The sequence below is a fragment of the Nocardia crassostreae genome, assembly GCF_001613405.1.
GTDB lineage: Bacteria > Actinomycetota > Actinomycetes > Mycobacteriales > Mycobacteriaceae > Nocardia > Nocardia crassostreae.
In genome coordinates, this window is record NZ_BDCH01000020.1 from 347262 (window position 1) to 366176 (window position 18915).

At 68.6% G+C, this 18915-nt stretch carries 20 protein-coding genes and 1 pseudogene; 9 read left to right on the forward strand and 12 right to left on the reverse strand.

Features of this window, described 5'->3' with window-relative positions; all coding sequences use genetic code 11:
- Positions 1–113: 113 nt before the first annotated feature.
- Positions 114–848, reverse strand: coding sequence for an alpha/beta fold hydrolase (locus NC4_RS22555; protein ID WP_067541536.1), 735 nt, complete (start codon positions 846–848; stop codon positions 114–116).
- A gap of 359 nt (positions 849–1207) precedes the next feature.
- Between NC4_RS22555 and NC4_RS22560 the strand changes: the two genes are divergently transcribed.
- On the forward strand, positions 1208–1852 hold the full coding sequence (locus NC4_RS22560; RefSeq protein ID WP_245721867.1) for a DoxX family protein: 645 nt from the start codon (positions 1208–1210) through the stop codon (positions 1850–1852).
- A gap of 63 nt (positions 1853–1915) precedes the next feature.
- Here NC4_RS22560 and NC4_RS22565 read toward each other — a convergent pair whose 3' ends face one another.
- Positions 1916–2728, reverse strand: a complete 813-nt coding sequence (locus NC4_RS22565; protein WP_067541538.1) for an RNA polymerase sigma factor SigF — start codon at positions 2726–2728, stop codon at positions 1916–1918.
- Positions 2729–2972: 244 nt separating this feature from the next.
- On the opposite strand from NC4_RS22565, the gene NC4_RS22570 reads away from it, so the two are divergent.
- From NC4_RS22570 to NC4_RS22585, 4 genes and pseudogenes are all read left to right on the forward strand, one after another.
- Positions 2973–4388: an MFS transporter gene (locus NC4_RS22570; protein WP_245721848.1), complete on the forward strand. Its 1416-nt coding sequence runs from the start codon at positions 2973–2975 to the stop codon at positions 4386–4388.
- A gap of 66 nt (positions 4389–4454) precedes the next feature.
- Positions 4455–5177 (forward strand): annotated as a pseudogene (locus NC4_RS22575) (FadR/GntR family transcriptional regulator).
- A complete protein-coding gene (locus NC4_RS22580) occupies positions 5174–5911 on the forward strand; it encodes a sterol desaturase family protein (protein WP_084529619.1) in 738 nt (245 codons plus the stop codon). The pseudogene NC4_RS22575 and the gene NC4_RS22580 overlap by 4 nt, the downstream one beginning before the upstream one ends.
- A gap of 52 nt (positions 5912–5963) precedes the next feature.
- The gene (locus NC4_RS22585) at positions 5964–6632 is read left to right on the forward strand and encodes a DedA family protein (RefSeq protein ID WP_067541542.1); all 669 of its coding nucleotides are present in this window, start codon (positions 5964–5966) and stop codon (positions 6630–6632) included.
- Here the strand turns inward: NC4_RS22585 and NC4_RS22590 are convergent.
- The 5 genes from NC4_RS22590 to NC4_RS22605 all read right to left on the reverse strand — a co-directional run bounded on the left by NC4_RS22590 (position 6629) and on the right by NC4_RS22605 (position 9970).
- Entirely contained in the window at positions 6629–7342 is a 714-nt protein-coding gene (locus tag NC4_RS22590) for a SanA/YdcF family protein (protein ID WP_067541544.1), read from the reverse strand. The genes NC4_RS22585 and NC4_RS22590 overlap by 4 nt on opposite strands.
- Positions 7343–7394: 52 nt before the next feature.
- Positions 7395–8027, reverse strand: coding sequence for a TetR/AcrR family transcriptional regulator (locus NC4_RS22595; RefSeq protein ID WP_067541546.1), 633 nt, complete (start codon positions 8025–8027; stop codon positions 7395–7397).
- Between the two features lie 95 nt (positions 8028–8122).
- Positions 8123–8296 carry a hypothetical protein gene (locus tag NC4_RS41115; protein ID WP_169814852.1) on the reverse strand — a complete coding sequence of 58 codons (174 nt, stop codon included), beginning with the start codon at positions 8294–8296 and terminating at the stop codon, positions 8123–8125.
- Between the two features lie 141 nt (positions 8297–8437).
- Positions 8438–8953 carry a gamma carbonic anhydrase family protein gene (locus tag NC4_RS22600; protein ID WP_067541548.1) on the reverse strand — a complete coding sequence of 172 codons (516 nt, stop codon included), beginning with the start codon at positions 8951–8953 and terminating at the stop codon, positions 8438–8440.
- A 54-nt stretch (positions 8954–9007) separates the two neighbouring features.
- Positions 9008–9970 carry a GlxA family transcriptional regulator gene (locus NC4_RS22605; protein WP_067541550.1) on the reverse strand — a complete coding sequence of 321 codons (963 nt, stop codon included), beginning with the start codon at positions 9968–9970 and terminating at the stop codon, positions 9008–9010.
- A gap of 71 nt (positions 9971–10041) precedes the next feature.
- Here NC4_RS22605 and NC4_RS22610 point away from each other — a divergent pair, with 71 nt between their 5' ends.
- On the forward strand, positions 10042–10815 hold the full coding sequence (locus NC4_RS22610; RefSeq protein ID WP_067541553.1) for an MBL fold metallo-hydrolase: 774 nt from the start codon (positions 10042–10044) through the stop codon (positions 10813–10815).
- A 308-nt stretch (positions 10816–11123) separates the two neighbouring features.
- Positions 11124–12266: an alanine dehydrogenase gene (gene ald / locus NC4_RS22615; protein ID WP_067541754.1), complete on the forward strand. Its 1143-nt coding sequence runs from the start codon at positions 11124–11126 to the stop codon at positions 12264–12266.
- 56 nt (positions 12267–12322) lie between these two features.
- Here the strand turns inward: ald and sigJ are convergent, their stop codons facing one another.
- From sigJ to NC4_RS22635, 4 genes are all read right to left on the reverse strand, one after another.
- On the reverse strand, positions 12323–13291 hold the full coding sequence (gene sigJ / locus NC4_RS22620) for an RNA polymerase sigma factor SigJ (protein ID WP_067541555.1): 969 nt from the start codon (positions 13289–13291) through the stop codon (positions 12323–12325).
- Positions 13292–13393: 102 nt separating this feature from the next.
- Positions 13394–14314: a cobalamin biosynthesis protein gene (locus NC4_RS22625; RefSeq protein WP_084529621.1), complete on the reverse strand. Its 921-nt coding sequence runs from the start codon at positions 14312–14314 to the stop codon at positions 13394–13396.
- Positions 14315–14464: 150 nt separating this feature from the next.
- Positions 14465–15370: an SURF1 family cytochrome oxidase biogenesis protein gene (locus tag NC4_RS22630; protein WP_067541756.1), complete on the reverse strand. Its 906-nt coding sequence runs from the start codon at positions 15368–15370 to the stop codon at positions 14465–14467.
- Positions 15371–15390: 20 nt separating this feature from the next.
- Entirely contained in the window at positions 15391–15891 is a 501-nt protein-coding gene (locus NC4_RS22635; RefSeq protein WP_067541559.1) for a low molecular weight protein-tyrosine-phosphatase, read from the reverse strand.
- 134 nt (positions 15892–16025) lie between these two features.
- Between NC4_RS22635 and cobC the strand changes: the two genes are divergently transcribed.
- Both cobC and NC4_RS22645 read left to right on the forward strand, forming a co-directional pair.
- The gene (gene cobC, locus NC4_RS22640) at positions 16026–17054 is read left to right on the forward strand and encodes an Rv2231c family histidinol phosphate aminotransferase CobC (RefSeq protein WP_067541758.1); all 1029 of its coding nucleotides are present in this window, start codon (positions 16026–16028) and stop codon (positions 17052–17054) included.
- A gap of 204 nt (positions 17055–17258) precedes the next feature.
- Positions 17259–18389: a Nif3-like dinuclear metal center hexameric protein gene (locus NC4_RS22645; protein WP_067541760.1), complete on the forward strand. Its 1131-nt coding sequence runs from the start codon at positions 17259–17261 to the stop codon at positions 18387–18389.
- Positions 18390–18424: 35 nt separating this feature from the next.
- Here NC4_RS22645 and NC4_RS22650 read toward each other — a convergent pair whose 3' ends face one another.
- The gene (locus tag NC4_RS22650; protein ID WP_067541561.1) at positions 18425–18865 is read right to left on the reverse strand and encodes an OsmC family protein; all 441 of its coding nucleotides are present in this window, start codon (positions 18863–18865) and stop codon (positions 18425–18427) included.
- Positions 18866–18915 lie beyond the last annotated feature (50 nt).

The window sequence follows — 18915 nt, forward strand, 5'->3', positions numbered from 1 at the left end:
CGCACCTGATTCCGGGGCTATCCGGCGGTTCGGCGCTTCAGGAAACCGGTGACCAGCGCCGTGTAGTCGGCGGGGCGGGTCAACAGCAGGGAGTGACCGCCTGCCGGGAACGTCTAGTATTCGGTATCCGGATGCAGCGCGCGCAGCCGCCCGGTGTGGGTTTCGGTGATGAGTTGATCGTCGTCGGAGCGGACGATCAGGGTCGGGCCCGGCCAGGGCGGCTGCTGCTGTAGTTCGGGTAGGCGCTGGGCCAGGTCGAGCAGCCACCGCATGGCATTGGCGGTGCCCTGTCGTCCGGCCCGTTCGTAGGCGGCGTCCACCTGCTCGATCCAGAATTCGGCATCGGCGGAGTCCTGCCAGGTTGTCCGCAGGGCTTGCCGGGCGGCGGCTCTCGTCTCCTCCCACGGCGTCGATTCCGTCGCCGCCACACGGTTTTTCAGCCGATCGATATCCTCCGGCCCGTACAGTCCGGTGCCGGTGAACACGATCGACTCGACACGCTGTGGCGCCCGCCGCGACAGGACCTCGGCCAGCATGCCGCCCGCGGATTGCCCTACCAGATGCGCGGATTCGATGTTCTCCGCATCCAGGATCGCGATCAGCTCATCGGCGAGTTCATCGAATGTCGCTGCGGTTGCGGGGTAATCGGCGGTGATCACGCTGAAGTCCGGGCACAGTGTGGGCGTCAGGTCCAGCCAGCTGATCGCGATGCCCGCGCCCCCTGGCAGCAGAACTACGGGAATGCCTTGTCCGCCAACGTAATAAGACCAGTCATGCCCATTCGCCCGTAGCTGTCTCCGGTCCAGATCCTTCTCGAACGCCGCGGCGCGCCGTTGATTCGACTCCATATAGCGACATTAACATATGCTTACCTAACAATGTATTCGCTGTTTGCTTCGAGGAGCAGGAGGTATCCGATCGAGCGGTAGGCAAATCTAGGCAAGGGGACGTTCATGTTGTTACGACGAGTTGCGCGGCCGCTGCTGGCGTCGGCGTTCGTGGTGGATGGAGTGGACACGCTGATGCATCCCGAACGGCGTGTGGAGACGGCGGGAGCGCTGTTGCGGCAAGCCCGGGAGCGGAGTTCGGAGGACGTCGGCGCCAAACTGCCCAGCGATCCCGAGCTGGTGGTGCGGATCAATGCGGGGGCACAGGTGGCGGGCGGCGTGCTGCTGGCCTTGGGCCGGGCCCGCGCGCCGCCGCCCTGGTGCTCGCGGCGACCGTGGTGCCCTCGGCGGTTATCGAGCAGGACTTCTGGGCGGAGAAGGACCCGGAGCGAAAAGCCAGCAAGCGCAATGCATTTCTGAAGGATGTGAGCCTGCTCCGCGGTCTGCTCATTGCGAGCGCGGACACCGAGGGCAAGCCCTCACTGGGCTGGCGCGGACGGCGGGCCGCACGCGGTGCGGCCGCCGCGGTATCGGCGGCGATTTCGGTCGGGGCCTCCGGAGAGACCGGGCACGCACTGGCGGAACAGTTGCACGACACCGCGATTCGAGCCAGGGCCTTGGCCTCTGTGGCGGCGGACAAGGGCGCCGAGCTGGCCGAGCTGGCGCGGGAGCGCGGCGCGGCATGGGCGGAGCTCGCCAAGGAGCGCGGACCGGAATGGGCCGAGGCGGCGCGGGAACGCGGGGCGGAGCTGGCGGAGATCGCGAGGGAGCGCGGGCCCGAATTGGCCGAAGCGGTGCGGGCGAAGGAAGCGGAATTGGCGGCGGCCGTGCGGGATCGAGAGGCGGAGCTGGCTGAACTGGCGCGTGGACGCGGGGCGGAACTCGCGGCGACGGCGCGGGAGCGCGGGACGCGGCTGGCGGAATCGGTGCGCGAGGGCGTCGAGACCAGGGCGTCGCGGCCCTGACCGGTCGCGGGCGCGGCCGGAAAGGCTCGCGTACCCGAAGCGGGTACGCGAGCCGGTCGTGAATCAGGAGCCGCGGATGTCGCTCAGCGCCTGGGTGCGCAGGGCGGTCAGGGTGCGGCTCAGGATGCGGGAGACCTGCATCTGCGAAACGCGCAGGCGCGCGGCGATCTGCGACTGGGTCATGTGCTGATAGAAGCGCATGATCAGGACGGTGCGCTCGCGCTCGGGGAGTTCGGCGATGAGCGGGCGCACGGCCATGGCGTCTTCGGTCAGGGTGTAGCAGGGCTCGTCGGCGCCGAGGGTGTCGACGACCGCGCGGACGCTGCCCTCGTCCGAATCCGCTGCGGCGTCGAGGGAATGCGCCTTGTAGGCATTGCGTGCCACCAGTGCCTGGGTGACCTCGGTGAGGTCGACCTCAAGTTCGGCGGCCAGTTCCCGCGCGGTGGGCATACGGGCGGAACGCTGTGCCAGCAGTTCGATGGCCGGACCGAGGTGATACTGAATCTCCTTGGTGCGCCGTGGGACTCGCACCGCCCAGGTGTGATCGCGGAAGTGCCTGCGCACCTCGCCCATGATGGTCGGCACCGCGTAGGACAGGAAGGTGCTGCCGCGGGTCACATCGAAGCGGTCGACGGCGAGCACCAGCCCCAGCGAGGCGATCTGATACAGATCCTCGAATTCCTCGCCGCGCCCGGCGAAGCGGCGGGCGACATGTTCGGCCAGTGGAGCGCAGCGGGCGAGGATTTCCTCGCGAATTCGCTTGCGCTGCGGGTCCTCCGGCGCCAGATCGGCCAGCTTGTCGAACCACGGTTCGATATTCTCGTAGGGGTCGGCGGTGCGTTCCGCCCGATTCGGTCGAGCGTCGGTGATCGGCATCTGCTGCTCCTCGATCTCATAGAGAATCCGACCTCTCTGGAATACCCAATCCCGCGTTATCGAAACGTAATAAATTGTGAAGTAAGGTTCGGTTCGTTTGGGTGGGTGACGGGTAGTCCGAACTGCAGTTTCGAACTTCAGGGAGGTCGTGATGTCGGGGTCGCCGGAAGTGGCGGAAGGTGCGGTTCGGACACTGATTCCGGCGCGGATAGATCGATTGCCGTGGTCGCGCTTTCACACCCGGATGGTGGTGGCCCTCGGGGTGTCGTGGATCCTCGACGGTCTCGAGATCACCGTGGCCAGCGCGGTGGCGGAGACGCTGACCGAGCCGGAGACGCTGGGGCTGTCGTCGACGGCGGTTGGTTTGATGGCGACGGTGTACCTGGCGGGGGAAGTGGTGGGGGCGTTGCTTTTCGGCAACCTGTCCGACCGGCTGGGGCGGCGGAATCTGTTCATGATCACGCTGGGCGTATATCTGATCGGCAGCGGGCTCACCGCGTTCACGTTGGGAAACGGTCCCGGGTGGATCGCGTTTCTGTATGTTACGCGGTTCATTGCGGGTATGGGTATCGGTGGCGAATATGCGGCGATCAATTCCGCTATCGATGAGCTGATTCCGGCCGAGTATCGAGGGCGGGTCGATATTGCGGTGAATGGAACCTATTGGGCCGGTGCGGTTATCGGCACGATCGGAACCTACATTCTGCTGAACTATATGAGTTTGTCGGTGGGCTGGCGCATCGGATTCCTGATCGGCCCGGTGCTGGGGCTGGTGATTCTGCTGGTGCGGCGCCATCTTCCGGAGAGTCCGCGCTGGCAGGTCATGCACGGGCACGAGCGGGCGGCGGAGGAGACGATCGCGGGCATCGAGCGGGAGGTGGCGGCGACCGGGCACGAGTTGCCGCCGATCGACGAGTCGAAGGTCATGGAGGTCGAGCCCGCAGAGCGGATCGGCTTCGTGACGCTGACGCGGGTGCTGTTCCGCGAGTACCCGCGGCGGGCGGTGCTGGGCGCGTCGTTGATGATCAGCCAGTCGTTCCTCTACAACGCGATCTTCTTCACCTACACGCTGGTGCTGGGCAAGTTCTACGATGTGCCCGCCTCCGAGACGCCCATCTACCTGATCGCATTCGCGGCCGGAAACCTGCTGGGGCCCTTCACGATCGGGCACCTGTTCGACACGATCGGACGGCGCACGATGATCTCGGGAACCTACATCCTCTCCGGCGTGCTGCTGGCGATCTCCGCGAGCATGTTCTACGCCGGATGGCTCAACGCGGTCACGCAGACGTTGTGCTGGTGCGTCATCTTCTTCTTCGCCTCGGCGGGCGCGAGTTCGGCCTATCTCACGGTGAGCGAGATCTTCCCGCTGGAGGTGCGGGCGAAATCCATTGCGGTGTTCTTCGCCATCGGGCAGTGCGTGGGCGCGCTCGGGCCCGGCATCTACGGTGCGCTGATCGGTGACGGATCGCAACCGGGACGGCTGTTCCTCGGCTATCTGCTGGGTGCGGCGGTCATGATCACCGGCGGGTTGATCGCCCGCGCCTTGGCGGTGGATGTCGAGGGGCGGTCGCTCGAGGACATCGCGGTGCTGCTCTCGGTGACCGGTCGCGGCGGTCAGACCCGATCCGAGGGCGCGGGTTCGCCGTTCTCCACCTGACCTGGGCAGAAAGAAACTGGTATGACCACTTGACCACCTGGCCACTCGCGCCATGCCGTCTCGGGCATGGCGATCAAGCGAATCGATCGGCGCACCTTGCCGGATACCGTGTTCGAACAGCTCGTGGGCGAGGTGCTCGACGGGGAACTGGAGCCCGGTGCGGCGCTGCCCGCCGAACGGCAGCTGGCCGAGGCCCTCGGGGTATCGGCCCACCGTGCGTGAGGCGCTGCAGCGGCTGGCGCACAGCGGGCTCGTCGAGGTCCGGCAGGGCGGGGCCACCACGGTGTGCGACTTCCGGCGGTCCGCCGGGCTGGATATGCTGCCGCGCTTGCTGATTCGCAAGGGGCAATTGGATCGGTCGGTGATCCGCAGCGTGCTGGAGACCCGGCGGGCCATGGGGCGCGAGATCGCGGGGCTGGCCGCCGAACGGGGTGGCCCGGGGCGGCCCGGGAGCTCGCCGACGCACTGGAATCGCTTGCAGCGCAGTCGGATCCGGTGGCTCAGCAGATCGAGGCGCTCGGCTTCTGGGGTCACCTGGTGGATGCCGCGGATTCCATCGTGTACCGGCTGCTGTTCAACAATCTCAAGGCCGTGTACGAGCCCGCGATCGTCGCACTGGCGGGCGTGATGGCCGCGGAGGTCGGTCAGATCGAGCGGTATCGGGCCATTGCGGCGGCCGTCGCGAGCGGTGACGCCGCCGCCGCGCGCCGGGCCGCGGGGGAGCTCTTGGCTTTGGCGGGCACGGAATTCGAGACCGTGATGCGCCGGATGGAGGAAACGGAACAATGAACGTAGCCACGCGAATCAGAAATCGTCGCGCCAAGGAAGCCGCGATCGACGCACAGGCCCGCACTCGGCTGGCCGCCGACGAGGCGCGCCCGCGCCGCAAACAGCTGTCGCTCGGCGACGCCTTCCGGGAATTCCTGCGGCATCCCTCGCCGTGGATCATTGCCGCCATGCTGGTCAACGCGCTCACCGCGCGCATTCTCGCCGGTGACTGGCAGTGGACCGACGCGCTCGTGCCGGTGGTCATGCTGGCGCTGTTCCCGTTCACGGAATGGCTGATCCACGTCTTCATCCTGCATTGGCGGCCACGCACTCTCGGCCCCGTGATCGTGGATTCGCTACTGGCTCGCAAACACCGCGAGCATCACACCGACCCGCGGGCCATCCCGCTCATCTTCATTCCGTGGCAGATCTTCCTGTGGCTGCTGCCCGCGCTGGCCGCCATCGGTCTGCTGGCTTTTCCGCGTCCGGCCATGGGGCTCACCTTCCTGATGGTGCTGGGCGTCCTCGGTCTCAACTATGAGTGGACGCATTATTTGATCCACACCGACTACAAGCCGAAAACTAAGCTCTTCAAGGCGGTCTGGCGCAATCACCGGCTGCACCACTTCAAGAACGAGCACTACTGGTTCACCGTCACCACCTCCGGCACCGCCGATCGAGTCCTGCGCACCTACCCGGATTCGAATACGGTGGAGAGCTCTCCGACGGTGAAGGCGCTGCACGCGCGGGCCTGAACCAGGGAGTGTCTGCCGCGCTCGCGGCGGCGCGGCGATTAGCGTCGTCGCCATGGATGAGCTGATACAGCGAATACTCAGCTTCTCCCCGGTCTGGACCTACCTCGTCGTCGGACTGCTGGTCTTCGCCGAGGAGGCCATGGTCTTCGGACTACTGGTCCCCGGTGATACCGCCGCCATTCTCGCGGGCGTCGCCGCCAGTCAGGGTCACCTGAATCTGGCGACGACGCTCGCCCTGGTCGTGGTGGCCGCGGTGCTGGGCGCGGGTGTCGGGTATCTGTCCGGCAGGGCGTACGGCCCGCGCGTCATGCAGTGGGCCATTCTGGAGCGTTACCGCGCGAATCTGGAGAAGGCGGGCGGCTTCCTGGAACGGCGCGGCGTCTGGGCGATTCTGTTCGGACGCTTCAGCGCCTTCTTCCGGACCATGCTGCCGAAGCTGGTCGGCATGTCGTCCATGTCGTTCCGACGCTTCCTGCTCGCCAGCCTCGCGGGCGCGATCGTGTGGGGATCGGTGCTCGTCCTGGCGGGATACCTGGTCGGGCAATCCTTTACGAAGATCGTCAAGGAGGCCGACGCCGATCTGGCGATCGGGCTCGCAGTACTGGCGGTGCTGGGACTGGTCTATTGGAAATGGCGGCAGCATCGCCGCGCGGGGCGGGCGGCGCGAGGGCCGGAGACCTCGGCCGAGCCGGATGCCGCGATCGACTCGGAGCGGCCCTAGCTGCCGGAATCCGCGGCCATGGCATCGCGGACGGTGGTCTCCTGCCTGCCCAGGAAGGTCGGATCCGGCTGGGCCACGATCGAATACACGGCCTTCGTGGTCGCCAGCTGATCGCGCAGCCAGTTCCGGCGATAGGTGCCGTCGTGCAGGCGGCCGTCATCGCCGACGCCCAGGGTGTCGATGCCGACTGAGCGGCACAGGGCGACGGTGCGCGGCAGACTGAAGTCCTGGGTCACCACGATGGCGCTGTTCACGCCGAAGATCCGGTGTGCCCGGGCGCAGGATTCGTAGGTGCTGAAACCCGCGTAGTCGAGCGCGATCTTGGCGGCGGGCACGCCCTTGCGCACGAGGTAGTCGCGCATGCTGTCGGGTTCGCTGTAGGAGGCGCGCCCATTGTCGCCGGTGAGCAGCAGCGCCTTCACCTTGCCGGATTCGAGCAGGCGTCGACCCAGATCGAGACGGGCGGCGAGGAATTCCGACGGCGTGCCGTCGTCGTAGACCTCCGCGCCGAAGGCGATGGCCACATCGGCATTCGGGACGGTCTCGGCGCTGTACAGGAAATCCTCGGTGGTGAACCGGACCCACAGCACCGAGCTCACGCCCACCAGCAGTGCGGCGAGCACACCGGCGACCAGGAGTTTCGCCAGACGGCGCGGGCGGAACCAAGCGGCGGCCCGGGAGCGGACCGACTGCGGCAGGCGGAGCTTCATGGGCTCAGTCTGGCAATGCCGGACCCGTGATCGGCTTAACGATCTCTTGCAGTCAGTCCGGCTGCACGCCCACCATGGGCAGCATGGTGCGGCGGGCGAAATCGCGGGCGGCCTGCTCGTCGCCGAGCGGGATGAGCCCGTCCGGCGTCAGCACCAGCGACTGGCCCAGGCGCGCAAGCACTTCCGCGACCAGTTCGGCGTCGAAGTCCGGGACATTGCCGGATTCCTGGAGCGTGCGCAGCTTTTCGGCCAGATAGGTGCGGCCGACCGCCAGCACCGGACCGGCCTCGGTGGTGAGCCGGGGCAGGATCACGTCGGGCTCGGTGCGCAGGAGTCGTTGCAGCAGTTTGTTATTGGCCAGGTTGGTGATGAAGGCGACGAAGATCTCGACCAGTTGCTCGCTGACCGAGGCGCCGGTGTGCGCGACTTCCTGCACCCGCTGGTCGATGGCGGCCACGAACTGCTGTGCCTCGCGCACGCTCACGGCCTCGACGAGATCGTTCTTGGATTCGAAGCGCCGGTACAGCGTCGCGGGGCTGATTCCGGCGCGACGGGCGATCTCCCCCATGCTGGTTCGCTTGATTCCGAAGTCGAGGAATGCCGATAGGGCACTCTCCAATAGCTGTTCGCCCTCGGCCCGCGGCTTCTCCAGGATGCGTTGCAGTATGGCGGGCACGGACGGCATCGAGTCTCCAGTCGATCGGTTGGCATCCGCGACATTGCGGCTAGGGCGCAGCGATTATCTCATCGTCTCACCGGGGTGGGTGTGGGGCCCGCCGATCAATGCAGCTTCAGCGCCGCCATCTCGCGCTCGATCGCATTCGCCGCGAAATCTATACCGCTGCAACGTAACTCGTGAACTCGGCGCTGGAGCGCCTCGATGCCTCCCGGCTGGGCCGCGATATCGGCCACGCTGATTCGCCGTCGGTGCATACCGTCATGCTCGTACGACACCGTATGAAACCTCCTGCTAGCCCGAGCGCGCACCCGGCAAGCGGCGGCATAACCCGGGCCGCCGGGGAACGCTTCGAGAATGCTAGCAGCGGGTTATATGGTCGCTTGTTCAGTGTGGGACTTATCACAAACCCCTTGCAGTCAGCGCTCTTGACCGACCCGGTGCAGGCTCATGTTGTGCAGGTACGCAGCGGCATTCAGGCGAATCCGATCCAGCTCGGCCTCGCCCAGTTCACGGCGCACCTTGCCGGGAATTCCGGCCACCAGCGAACCCGGCGGAATCTGCGCGCCCTCCGGAATCAGGGCATTGGCGGCAATGAGACTGCCCGCGCCGATCACCGCGCCATTGAGCACCGTGGGGCCCATGCCGACGAGCACATCGTCGCCCACCGTGCATCCGTGCAGAATCGCATTGTGCCCGACCGAGACTCCCGCACCGACCGTGCAGGGGAATCCGGGATCGGCGTGCAGGACGCACCCGTCCTGGATATTGGACCGCTCACCCACGCTGATCGCATCCATATCCCCGCGCAGCACCGCCGAATACCAGACGCTCACTTCGGCTCCCAGCCGCACCCGCCCGATCACCGTGGCATTGGGCGCGATCCACGCGCTCTCGTCGATCTCCGGCGAATGCTCGCCCAGCTGAATGATCATGACCAGAACCTAGCGGGTGGCCGGATCCGCGCGCTCGCCCGGATCCGCGCGCGTTCACAGACCGGGGGCGGCGGCCCGGAACACGGCGCGGTGGTTGGCGGGGGTGGTGCCGAGTACGCGGTGGAAATGGTGGCGGAGGTTGACGGCGGTGCCCAGACCGGCGTCGGCGGCAATGCGGTCCATGGTGTCGCCGGTGGATTCCAGCAGCAGGCGGGCGCGGTCGATGCGCTGATGCAGCAGCCACTGTTGCGGGCTGGAGCCGGTGCGGTCGCGGAAGCGGCGGGTGAAGGTGCGGCGCGACATCAAGGCCGTGCGGGCCCAGGAGTCCAGGTCGATGGGTTCGTCGAGATGTGTTCTGGCCCAGACCATGGCGTGTTCGAGCGGGTCGTCGTCGAGGGCGTCGGGGACGGCCACCGGGATGTACTGGGCCTGTGAGCCGCTGCGGTGCGGGGCCAGGACCAGGGCGCGGGCGAGGTCGGTGGCAATGCGGCTGCCGAGGTCGGCGCGGACCAGGTGCAGGCAGCAGTCGAGGGCGGCGGCGACCCCGGCGGAGGTGATGACATCGCCGTGATCGGACCACAGGGTGTCGGCGCGGACGCGGACGGCCGGAAAGGCGCGGGCCAGTTCGGCGGCCGCGGACCAGTGCGTGGTGAGTTCGCGGCCGTCGGCGAGACCGCTGGCCGCGACGGCCCACGAGCCCGGGCAGAGCCCGGCGATGCGGGCGCCGCGCGCGTGGGCGCGGCGCAGGGCGTCGCGCGTCGGATCGGGCAGGGGGCGATGGCGCTGCCAGCTCGGGATGACGACCGTGTCCGCCTCGTCCAGGGCTTCCAGGCCGTGCTGCACGATGATGTCGAATCCGGCCGGGGTGGACAGGATTCCGGGAGCTTCGGCGCACACCCGCACGCGATAGGGCGTGCCGCGCTCCTCGCCCGCGCCGATGCGGCCGAATACCAAGCCGGGCACCGACAAATGGAAGGGACTGATCTGATCGAATGCCAGCACGGCCACCGAATGCATGGCCCGATTTTATCGATGCCCGGCCTTCGGGCCACTGTTGCGCCGCTCGCCGATTCACGAAACTCGGTGTCATGACGAACACGATCGCCTCCGCCACCCTCGAACTCCTGCACATCGGCGGGCCCACCGTGCGCTTCCGCTACGGCAACCTGACCTGGCTGACCGATCCCACGTTCGATGCGCCCGGCAGCTACGACGTCGGGATCACCCTGCACAAGCTGACCGGCCCGGCCGTCCCCGCCGACCGGATCGGCGCGGTGGACGTGGTGCTGCTCTCGCACGACCAGCACCCCGACAACCTCGACACCTCCGGCCGGGAATTCCTCACCACCGTCGACCGCGTCCTGTCCACCCCCGACGCCGCCGGACGCATGGAAGGCGTTCAGGGCCTGCGCAACTGGGAATCCGTCCGCATCGGCGACGTCACCGTCACCGGCGTCCCCGCCCTGCACGGCCCCGAAGGCGCCGAAGCCTTCTCCGGTGTAGTCACCGGCTTCGTCCTCCAAGCCGACAACCACCCCACCGTCTACATCTCCGGCGACAACGCCTCCGTAGACCTGGTCCACCAGATCGCCACCCGCATAGGCCGAATCGACCTGGCCATCCTCAACGTGGGCGCCGCCAACGTCGACCGCTTCGGCGACACCGACGTAACCCTCAACGGCCGCACCGCGGTCAAAGCCGCCGCCGCCCTGAACGACGCCCTCATCATCCCCGTCCACGCCGAAGGCTGGGCCCACTTCTCCGAACCCCTCGACTACCTCATCCGCAACTTCGCCTACGCCAACCGCACCCACCAACTCCGCATCCCCGTCCCCGGCGAAGTACTCACCGTCTCCGCCTGACGAGCCCAGCACGGCTCATCCCGCAACTCGTCCAGGGGATGGGGGGCCGGATCGGTGGTCCGCGACGTCTGGTGACGCCCGGAGCCTCCCGCGACCTCGCTTGCAGGGCTCGCGATTTCGGCCCGCGACCCTGTTAGGCGGGCCCGAGGCTCCGCTCCTAGGGGCTCGGAGGTCTAGCCTTCGCCTTTCTTCTAAGGGGGTCCGGGGACTCAGCCCCCGCCCTTCTTCCGATTGCTATCGGATTGCGGATCGGAACTTGCGTCGTGGCGCTCATGGCCGGGAGCGGAGTTCTGGGCCACCATGGCGGTATGCGGATCGGTGTCCCACGGGAGGTCAAGGAGCAGGAGTATCGGGTCGCGCTCACACCGGCGGGAGCCGGGGAGTTGGTGCGGCACGGGCATGAGGTGGTGGTCGAGGAGGGGGCGGGGGTCGGGTCGGGGTTTGCCGACGCCGACTATCTCGCGGCCGGGGCCAAGTTGCTGACCAGGGCGGACGATGTCTGGGATGTGGCCAACCTGGTGCTGAAGGTGAAAGAGCCCATTGCCGTGGAGTATCCGCGCATGCGGGCGGGGCAGGTGCTGTTCACCTTTCTGCATCTGGCGGCCTCGCGCGAGTGCACGGATGCCATCCTGCAGTCGGGGATCACCGCCATCGCCTACGAGACCGTGCGCGCTGCTGATGGTTCGCTGCCATTGCTGGCGCCCATGAGCGAGGTGGCGGGCAAGCTCGGCACCCAGGTCGGCGCCTATCACCTCATGACGCCGCAGGGCGGGGCGGGCGTCCTGCTCGGCGGGGTGCCCGGGGTGCGGCGCGCCGATGTGGTGGTGCTCGGCGGCGGCATGGCGGGCAGCAATGCCGCCGCGGTCGCCGTCGGCATGGGCGCGCGGGTCACCGTGCTGGACACCAATATTCCGCGCCTGCGCGAGCTGGACGCGCGCTTCGGCGGCCGCGTCACCACGCTCGGCTCCAATGCGGCCGAGGTCGAACGCGCCGTGCTCGGCGCGGATCTGGTGATCGGCTCGGTGCTGGTGCCGGGCGCGCGGGCGCCGAAACTGGTGCCCGACACCCTCTTCGCGGGCATGCGGCCCGGCTCGGTGCTGGTGGACATCGCCATCGACCAGGGCGGCTGCTTCGCGAGCTCGCATCCCACCACGCACGCGAAACCCACCTTCCGAGTGGCGGATTCACTGTTCTACTGCGTCGCGAACATGCCCGGCGCGGTACCGCACACCTCCACCTGGGCGCTCACCAACGCCACCCTGCCCTATGCCCGCGCCATTGCCGACCGGGGCTGGCGCGCCGCCTGCGATGCCGATCACGGTCTGGCCCAAGGTCTTACCGCCGACGACGGACAGCTGTTCTCCGGTGAGGTCGCCGCCGCACATGGGCTGAAACCCGCGGGCAAGACGACATTTCTGAGCATTCTCGGCTCGCCGCAGGGCCGGGGTTAGACGACGGCGGGCCCGCAGCCGGAACGAATCCGGTTGCGGGCCCGCCGATTCGGCAATCAGTCGGCCGTCTGCGCGCCGTCGGTGTTCCCGAGCTGCCAATCCGGTTCGCCCTCGGCGGGCAGGTTCTGCAGCTTGTCCGGATTGCGGACCACATCGATATTGGTGATGCGGCCGTCGTCGATGGTGAACGAGAACACGCCCGTGTGCTGACCGTCGAACACCACCAGGCCCGGCCGCCCGTTGACCAGCACCGACCGGCCCCACGCGCCACCCTCGCGCGCCGCATGGGCGAGGAAGGCCAGGAAGGTATTGGCCACGGTCTCGGCGCCGTGCAGCGGATCGATGAACGCCTGCACCTTGCCGCCGCCGTCCGCGGTGAAGGTGACATCGGAATCGAGCAGCCCCAGCAGCGCGCTCAAATCCCCGGACCGCCACGCGACCGCGAAGGCGGACACCACCTTGTTGTGCTCGTCCGGGCTGGCCGGGAAGCGCGGCGTACCCGCCTCCACATGCTTGCGTGCCCGAGAAGCCAACTGCCGCACCGCCGCCGGTGTCCGCCCGACCACCTCCGCGACCTCCGGACCGGTCATACCGAACACATCCTGCAGCACGAACGCCGTACGCTCGGCGGGCGACAGCGACTCCAGCACCACCAGCAGCGCCGTGGTGACCCGCTCGTCCTGCGAAATCCGATCGGCCGGATCATCCCAGGAGGTGATCTCCGGCTCCGGCAGCCACTCCCCGATGTACTGCTCCCGTCGCGCCCGCGCCGACCCGAGATGATCCAGCGCCAGCCGCCCGGTCACCGTGGTCAGCCACGCCCGCAGATTCTCGATATCAGCCCCCTCCGGGCTGGTCTCGTAGTACCGCTGCAACCGCAACCAGGCATCCTGCACCACATCATCGGCATCACTGAGACTCCCCAGCGTGCTGTAAGCAACCCGCCGCAAATACCCCCGATGCTCCTCGAACTGCCGCGCCAACTCGGCCTGATCGGGCACACCCCGCCGCTCGTCGTCACTCATAGCCCTCACCGTTCATTCCCGCACGCCATCCGGCCTTCACCGAACAGACGACACACACCGCACAACTGTGACATCCCCGGCCCCCGCCCCGAAGTGGCGGGGTCAGGCGCGGCGGCGGGCCAGGGCGAAAGCTGCTGCGGCGAGGGCGGTGGCGAGTTGGACGGCTTCGGAGAGCCGAACCGCGCGGCGGAGGTCGCGCACCACAGGGGTGGGGCCATCGCCCAGGGTGGGGCGCATTTCGACGCCGTGCCGGTATTCGGTGCGCCCGCCGAGAGTCACGCCGAGCGCACCGGCCATGGTGGATTCCGCCACACCGGCATTCGGGCTCGGGTGCTTGGCGGCGTCGCGGCGCCACGCGCGCCACGCATCGGCCGGGCGGCCGCCGACGAGCGGCGCCAGGGCGGTGGTGATGGCGCCACTGACACGCGCGGGCAGCAGATTCGCGATGTCGTCGGTCCGCGCCGCGGCCCACCCGAACCGCTCGTACCGCGCATTCCGATAGCCGACCATCGCATCGAGCGTATTCACCGCGCGATACCCCAGCAGCCCCGGAACCCCCGCCACCGCACCCCAAACCAGCGGCGCCACCGTCGCATCGGAGGTGTTCTCCGCAATGGACTCCAACGCCGCCCGCGCCAACCTATCAGCATCGAGCACCCCCGGATCCCGCCCGCACAGCGAAGGCAGCAACTCCCGCGCCCCCTCCAGATCCCCCGCCTCGAGCCGATCCGCCATGCTCCGCCCCGTCCGCGCCAACGTGGTCCCACCCAACACGGTCCAAGCCGCCACCGCCGTCACCAACACTTCACCGGTACGCCTCCCGGAAACAGCCCGCGCCACCCCAATCCCCAGCCCACCCGTAGCCCCCACCAACAACACTTCATGCACAACACCCGCACCCCGCCCATCCCGGTAGATCACTCGCTCCAGCGCCTGTGCCACCGACCCGAACCCCGCCACCGGATGCCCCCGTCGCGGATCACCCAGACCGCGATCCAACGCAAACCCCAGCACCAGCCCCACCGCAATCGAAGTCCCACGCACCCGGCGAGGCTATCCGACCCCACCCCACCCACCCCCGGCGCGGTTCACACCCTTTCCCGTTGGTGCACACCCGTTATTGGTGCACTGGATTGGGTGTGAACCGAGCCGAAGGGGTGTGAACTGGGGTGGTTAGCGGCGGGTGCCGCCGTAGCGGTCGGCTAGGCGGGCCTCATTGGTGGGCTTTGCGGGTGGGGCGCTCGGGGGCTCGCTCGAGGTCGCTGAGGGAGCGGTCGGTGCGGCCGGGGTGGGCTGCGTGGTTGCGGGTTTCGGGGCAGTGGCGGCGCGTTCGCGGCGGCGGGCGCGGAGTTCGGCGTAGACGAAGTAGCCGAGGCCCAGGGGGGCCATGATGCCGAAGGCCAGCCATTGCAGGCCGTAGGAGAGGTAGGGGCCCGCGTCGAGTTGGGGGAGGGCTACGGGGGTGAAGACGCCGGGCTGGCCGGGGTCGAGTTGGAGGTAGCCGCCGCGGCCGTCGGTGGGGATGGGGGTGAGGGGGAGGGCGAGGACGGTGGAGACCTGGGCGGTGTCGGTCGAATAGACCTGGCGGTAGCCGTCTTCGGTCATGGGGGGCTTGGATTCGATGATGCCTTCGGAGGCGCGGACGCGGGCCTCGAGATGCTGTTGGCCGGTGGGCGGGGCGGGGATCTCGGGGGCGCGGGTGCCGTTGACGGCGGCGATCTGGCCGCGGTCGACCAGCAGGGTGCGGCCGTCGTCGAGGCGGAAGGCGGCCAGCACCGAATAGGCGGGGGCGCCGTCGAGGTGGCGGAGGCGGACCAGGACCGTCGAGTCGGGGACGTAGCTGCCTTCGGCGGTGACGCGATGCCACTCGGTGTCCTTACCGGGGCCGCCGAGCACGGTGGTGACATCCACCGGGGCCGCTTCCACGGAGTCGGCAATGCGCTGATTGCGTTCCGAGGTGGAGGTGTTCTTGCCCAGCTGCCACGGGGCGAGCACGGTGAAGCACAGGTAGGCGAATCCGGCGACCACCGCCGCCAGGATCACCCAGCTGGGTCGTAGCAGAAAGCCGAGGCGGCGCAGTCCGGAGAGCTTGGTCCCGCTCATGCGCGCTCACCGCTCCCGGGTTCGCCGAGCTGTTCGCGCACCCAGTCCAGCAGTCCGGGCACCGCCGCCTCGATCTGCTCACGCACGAGCACGAAATCCGACTGATCGCCGTAATACGGGTCCGGCACATCCGCCCCGTCCGCCGCCGGATCGAAGCTGCGCAGCAGCCGCCGCCGCTCCGACGGCACGCCCATTCGCGCCAGCTCCCGCTCGTGCCCGGTATCCAGGGCGACCAGCAGATCCGCATCCCGATGATCGCTTCCGATCACCGCCGCCGCATGCCCCACCGGATACCCGTGCGCCCGCAGCTCCCGATTCGTCCGCGAATCCGCCTCGTCCCCCACATGCCAACTCCCCGTCCCGGCACTGCTCACCCGCACCCGGTCACCGAGACCCGCGCGCTCGAGATGCGCCTGGAAGATTTTCTCCGCCATCGGAGACCGGCAGATGTTCCCGGTGCAGATGAAGGTCACATGCAGCTCGCCCACACCAGCCATTCTGTCGGTTGGCCCCGAACCCCGGCCACGTAGGGTAGACTGCTGTGCCGCAGGACACCGCCGACCACGACCCCCACCCCGCTGCGAAGGCCGCAGCGGCGGATCCGGATGCCACGAATGTCGACCTTGCGAAGTTGCGGCATCACGGGGATGTGGAGACGCGGGCGGGGATGGTCGATTTCGCGGTGAACGTGCAGGGGAGCGGGCCTCCGGAGTGGTTGCGGGAGCGGCTGGCGGGGCGACTCGCGGAGCTTGGGCGATACCCGGATGCGGGGGAGGAGCGGGCGGCTCGGGAGGCGGTCGCGGCTCGGCACGGGCGGCGGGCCGAAGAGGTGCTGTTGCTGGCCGGGGTGGCCGAGGGATTCGCCATGCTGCCGCGGTTGACGGCGGGGATCGAAGCTGAGCCTCGGCGGGTGGCGGCGGTGATTCATCCGTCTTTTACCGAGCCGGAGTTGGCATTGCGGGAGGCGGGGGTGCCGGTGGTGCGAGTGGTGTTGGAAGCGCCGTATCTGCTGGAGTCGGCGGTGGTGCCGGAGGAGGCGGATCTGGTGGTCGTGGGGAACCCGACCAATCCGACGTCGGTGCTGCATCCGGCCGAGAGCATCCTGGGGTTGCGGCGGGCCGGGCGGATTGTCGTCGTGGACGAGGCCTTCGCCGACGCGGTCCCGGGGGAGGCGGAATCGCTTGCAGGGGTGAGTTACCCGGATGTGCTGGTGTTTCGGAGTCTCACGAAGACGTGGGCCCTGGCCGGACTGCGGTGCGGGTACGTGCTGGGGGATCCGGAGGTGCTGGCGCGGTTGAACCATGGACGGGCGCATTGGCCTTTGGGCACACTGCAATTGGAGGCGATCGCGGCGACCGCCGAGCCCGAGGCGGTGGCGGAGTCGCAGCGGAAGGCGGAAGCCATTGCGGCCGATCGGGAGGCGATGATTCCGCGGCTGCGCGAGCTCGGCGTCGAGGTGCACGAACCGGCGCGCGGGCCGTTTCTGCTGATTCGGGTTCCGGATGCCGAGTTGCTGCGGAAGCGGCTCGCGGACAAGGGGATCGCGGTGCGGCGAGGGGACACCTTCCCGGGGTTGGGCGCCGGGTTCCTGCGGTTGGCCGTGCGGCCCGCCGCCGAGGTGGATCGGCTGGTCGCGGCGATCCGCGAGGTCGGTCTGTGAGGCGCGGCCGCGGACCGGAGGACCTCTGCGGGGGGCGGGGCGACCTCCGGTCGCGGGGGCGGGGGTCGGTCTGCCGCTGCGGTCGGGGTGGGCGGGGCGACTTGCCGTTCCGGTAGCGGTGGGCGGGTTCGGCCGTACGGTGCGCCGCACGGGTTGGGTTGACTGCGATATGAATGTGACTGTCTCGGAGGAGGTTCGGTTGTGGTGACGGCGGTGCGGCTGGCGGATCTCATTGCGGCGCTGGAGGCGGCTTATCCGCCGAAGCTGGCCGAATCGTGGGATTCGGTGGGGCTGGTGTGCGGGGATCCGGGGGAGAGTGTTTCGCGGGTGCTGTTCGCGGTGGATGCGACGGCGGCCGTGGTGGACGAGGCGATCGAATGGGGGGCGCAGGCCCTCGTCGTGCATCATCCGCTGCTGTTGCGCGGGGTGGATACGGTGGCGGCGGATACGCCGAAGGGGGCGTTGCTGCATCGGCTGATTCGGTCCGGGTGTGCGCTGTTCACCGCGCACACCAATGCCGATTCGGCAGATCCGGGTGTATCGGACGCCTTGGCGCAGGCGATGGGGCTGACCGTCACGGGGCCGCTGGATCCGAAACCGGTTACCGCCCTTGACGCTTGGTCGGTGGTGATACCGCGCGCACATACCGAGGCGGTGCTGGCCGCCCTGTTCGCGGCGGGTGCGGGTGCGAGTGGGCACTATGACGACAGTGCGTGGCGGGTCGCGGGCACCGCGCAGTTCCGGCCGCTCGACGGTGCGAATCCGGCGCTGGGCGCGATCGGCGAATTGCAGGTCGTCGACGAGGACCGGATCGAGGTGATCGCGCCTCCGGCCCGGCGCGCGGCGGTGCTGGCGGCCTTGCGGGCCGCGCATCCGTACGAGGAGCCCGCCTATCACGTGACCGAGCGGGCGGCGCTGCCGTCGGGGCTGGGCATCGGCCGGGTCGGCGAGCTCGCCGCGCCGGAATCGTTGCGCGAGTTCACCGCTCGCGTGCGCAAGGGATTGCCCGCGACCACCTGGGGCGTGCGTGCGGCCGGGGATCCGGATCGGATCATCCGCACCGTCGCGGTGTGCGGCGGCGCGGGGGATTCCTTCCTCGGCAAGGTCGCCCGCCTCGGCGTGGACGCCTACGTCACCGCCGACCTGCGGCACCACCCGGCCGACGAGCACCTGCGCGCCGGTGGCCCGGCGCTGGTCGACGCCGCCCACTGGGCGACCGAATTCCCTTGGTGCGCACAGGCGGAAGGCGTCGTGCGGGCGGCGCTGCCGGATATCGAGACGCGGGTGTCCACGCTGCGCACCGATCCGTGGAGCATCGGCGCGGCGGAAGGCTGACCTCGGCGAGGATCGCGCCTACGCGGCGACCACGGCTACTCGGCCACGACCGTCGGCTCGTGCGCCACAGGGAAATTCACCGAATTGGCGATGAAGCATTTCTTGTGCGCTTCCTCGTGCAGGCCCATGGCCGTCTCGATCATGTCCGGCTCGGTCACGGTGACCCGGGGGCGCAGCGTGACCAGTTGGAAACGCTCGTCGTCCATCACTCCGACCGCGCTGTCGTGATAGCCCGTCACCACCACGCCCGCCTCGGCGCACAGATGCAGGAACCACAGCATGTGGCAGTCCGACAGCGCCCCCACCAGCAGCTGTTCCGGATTCCACCGCTCCTTGCTGTCCCGGAATTTCGGATCGGAGGTGGCCGGGATGGGCGGTCGTCCCGCCGCGAGCACCTCGTGGTCCCGCGAATACGACCGGTACCCGGTGGTCGCGCCCGACCACGTCACCTCGACCTCGTACACATGCTCTGCCATGAGGCGACGATGTCACATCCGTCACCCGGCCGTCCGGTGTTTTTCGCCCG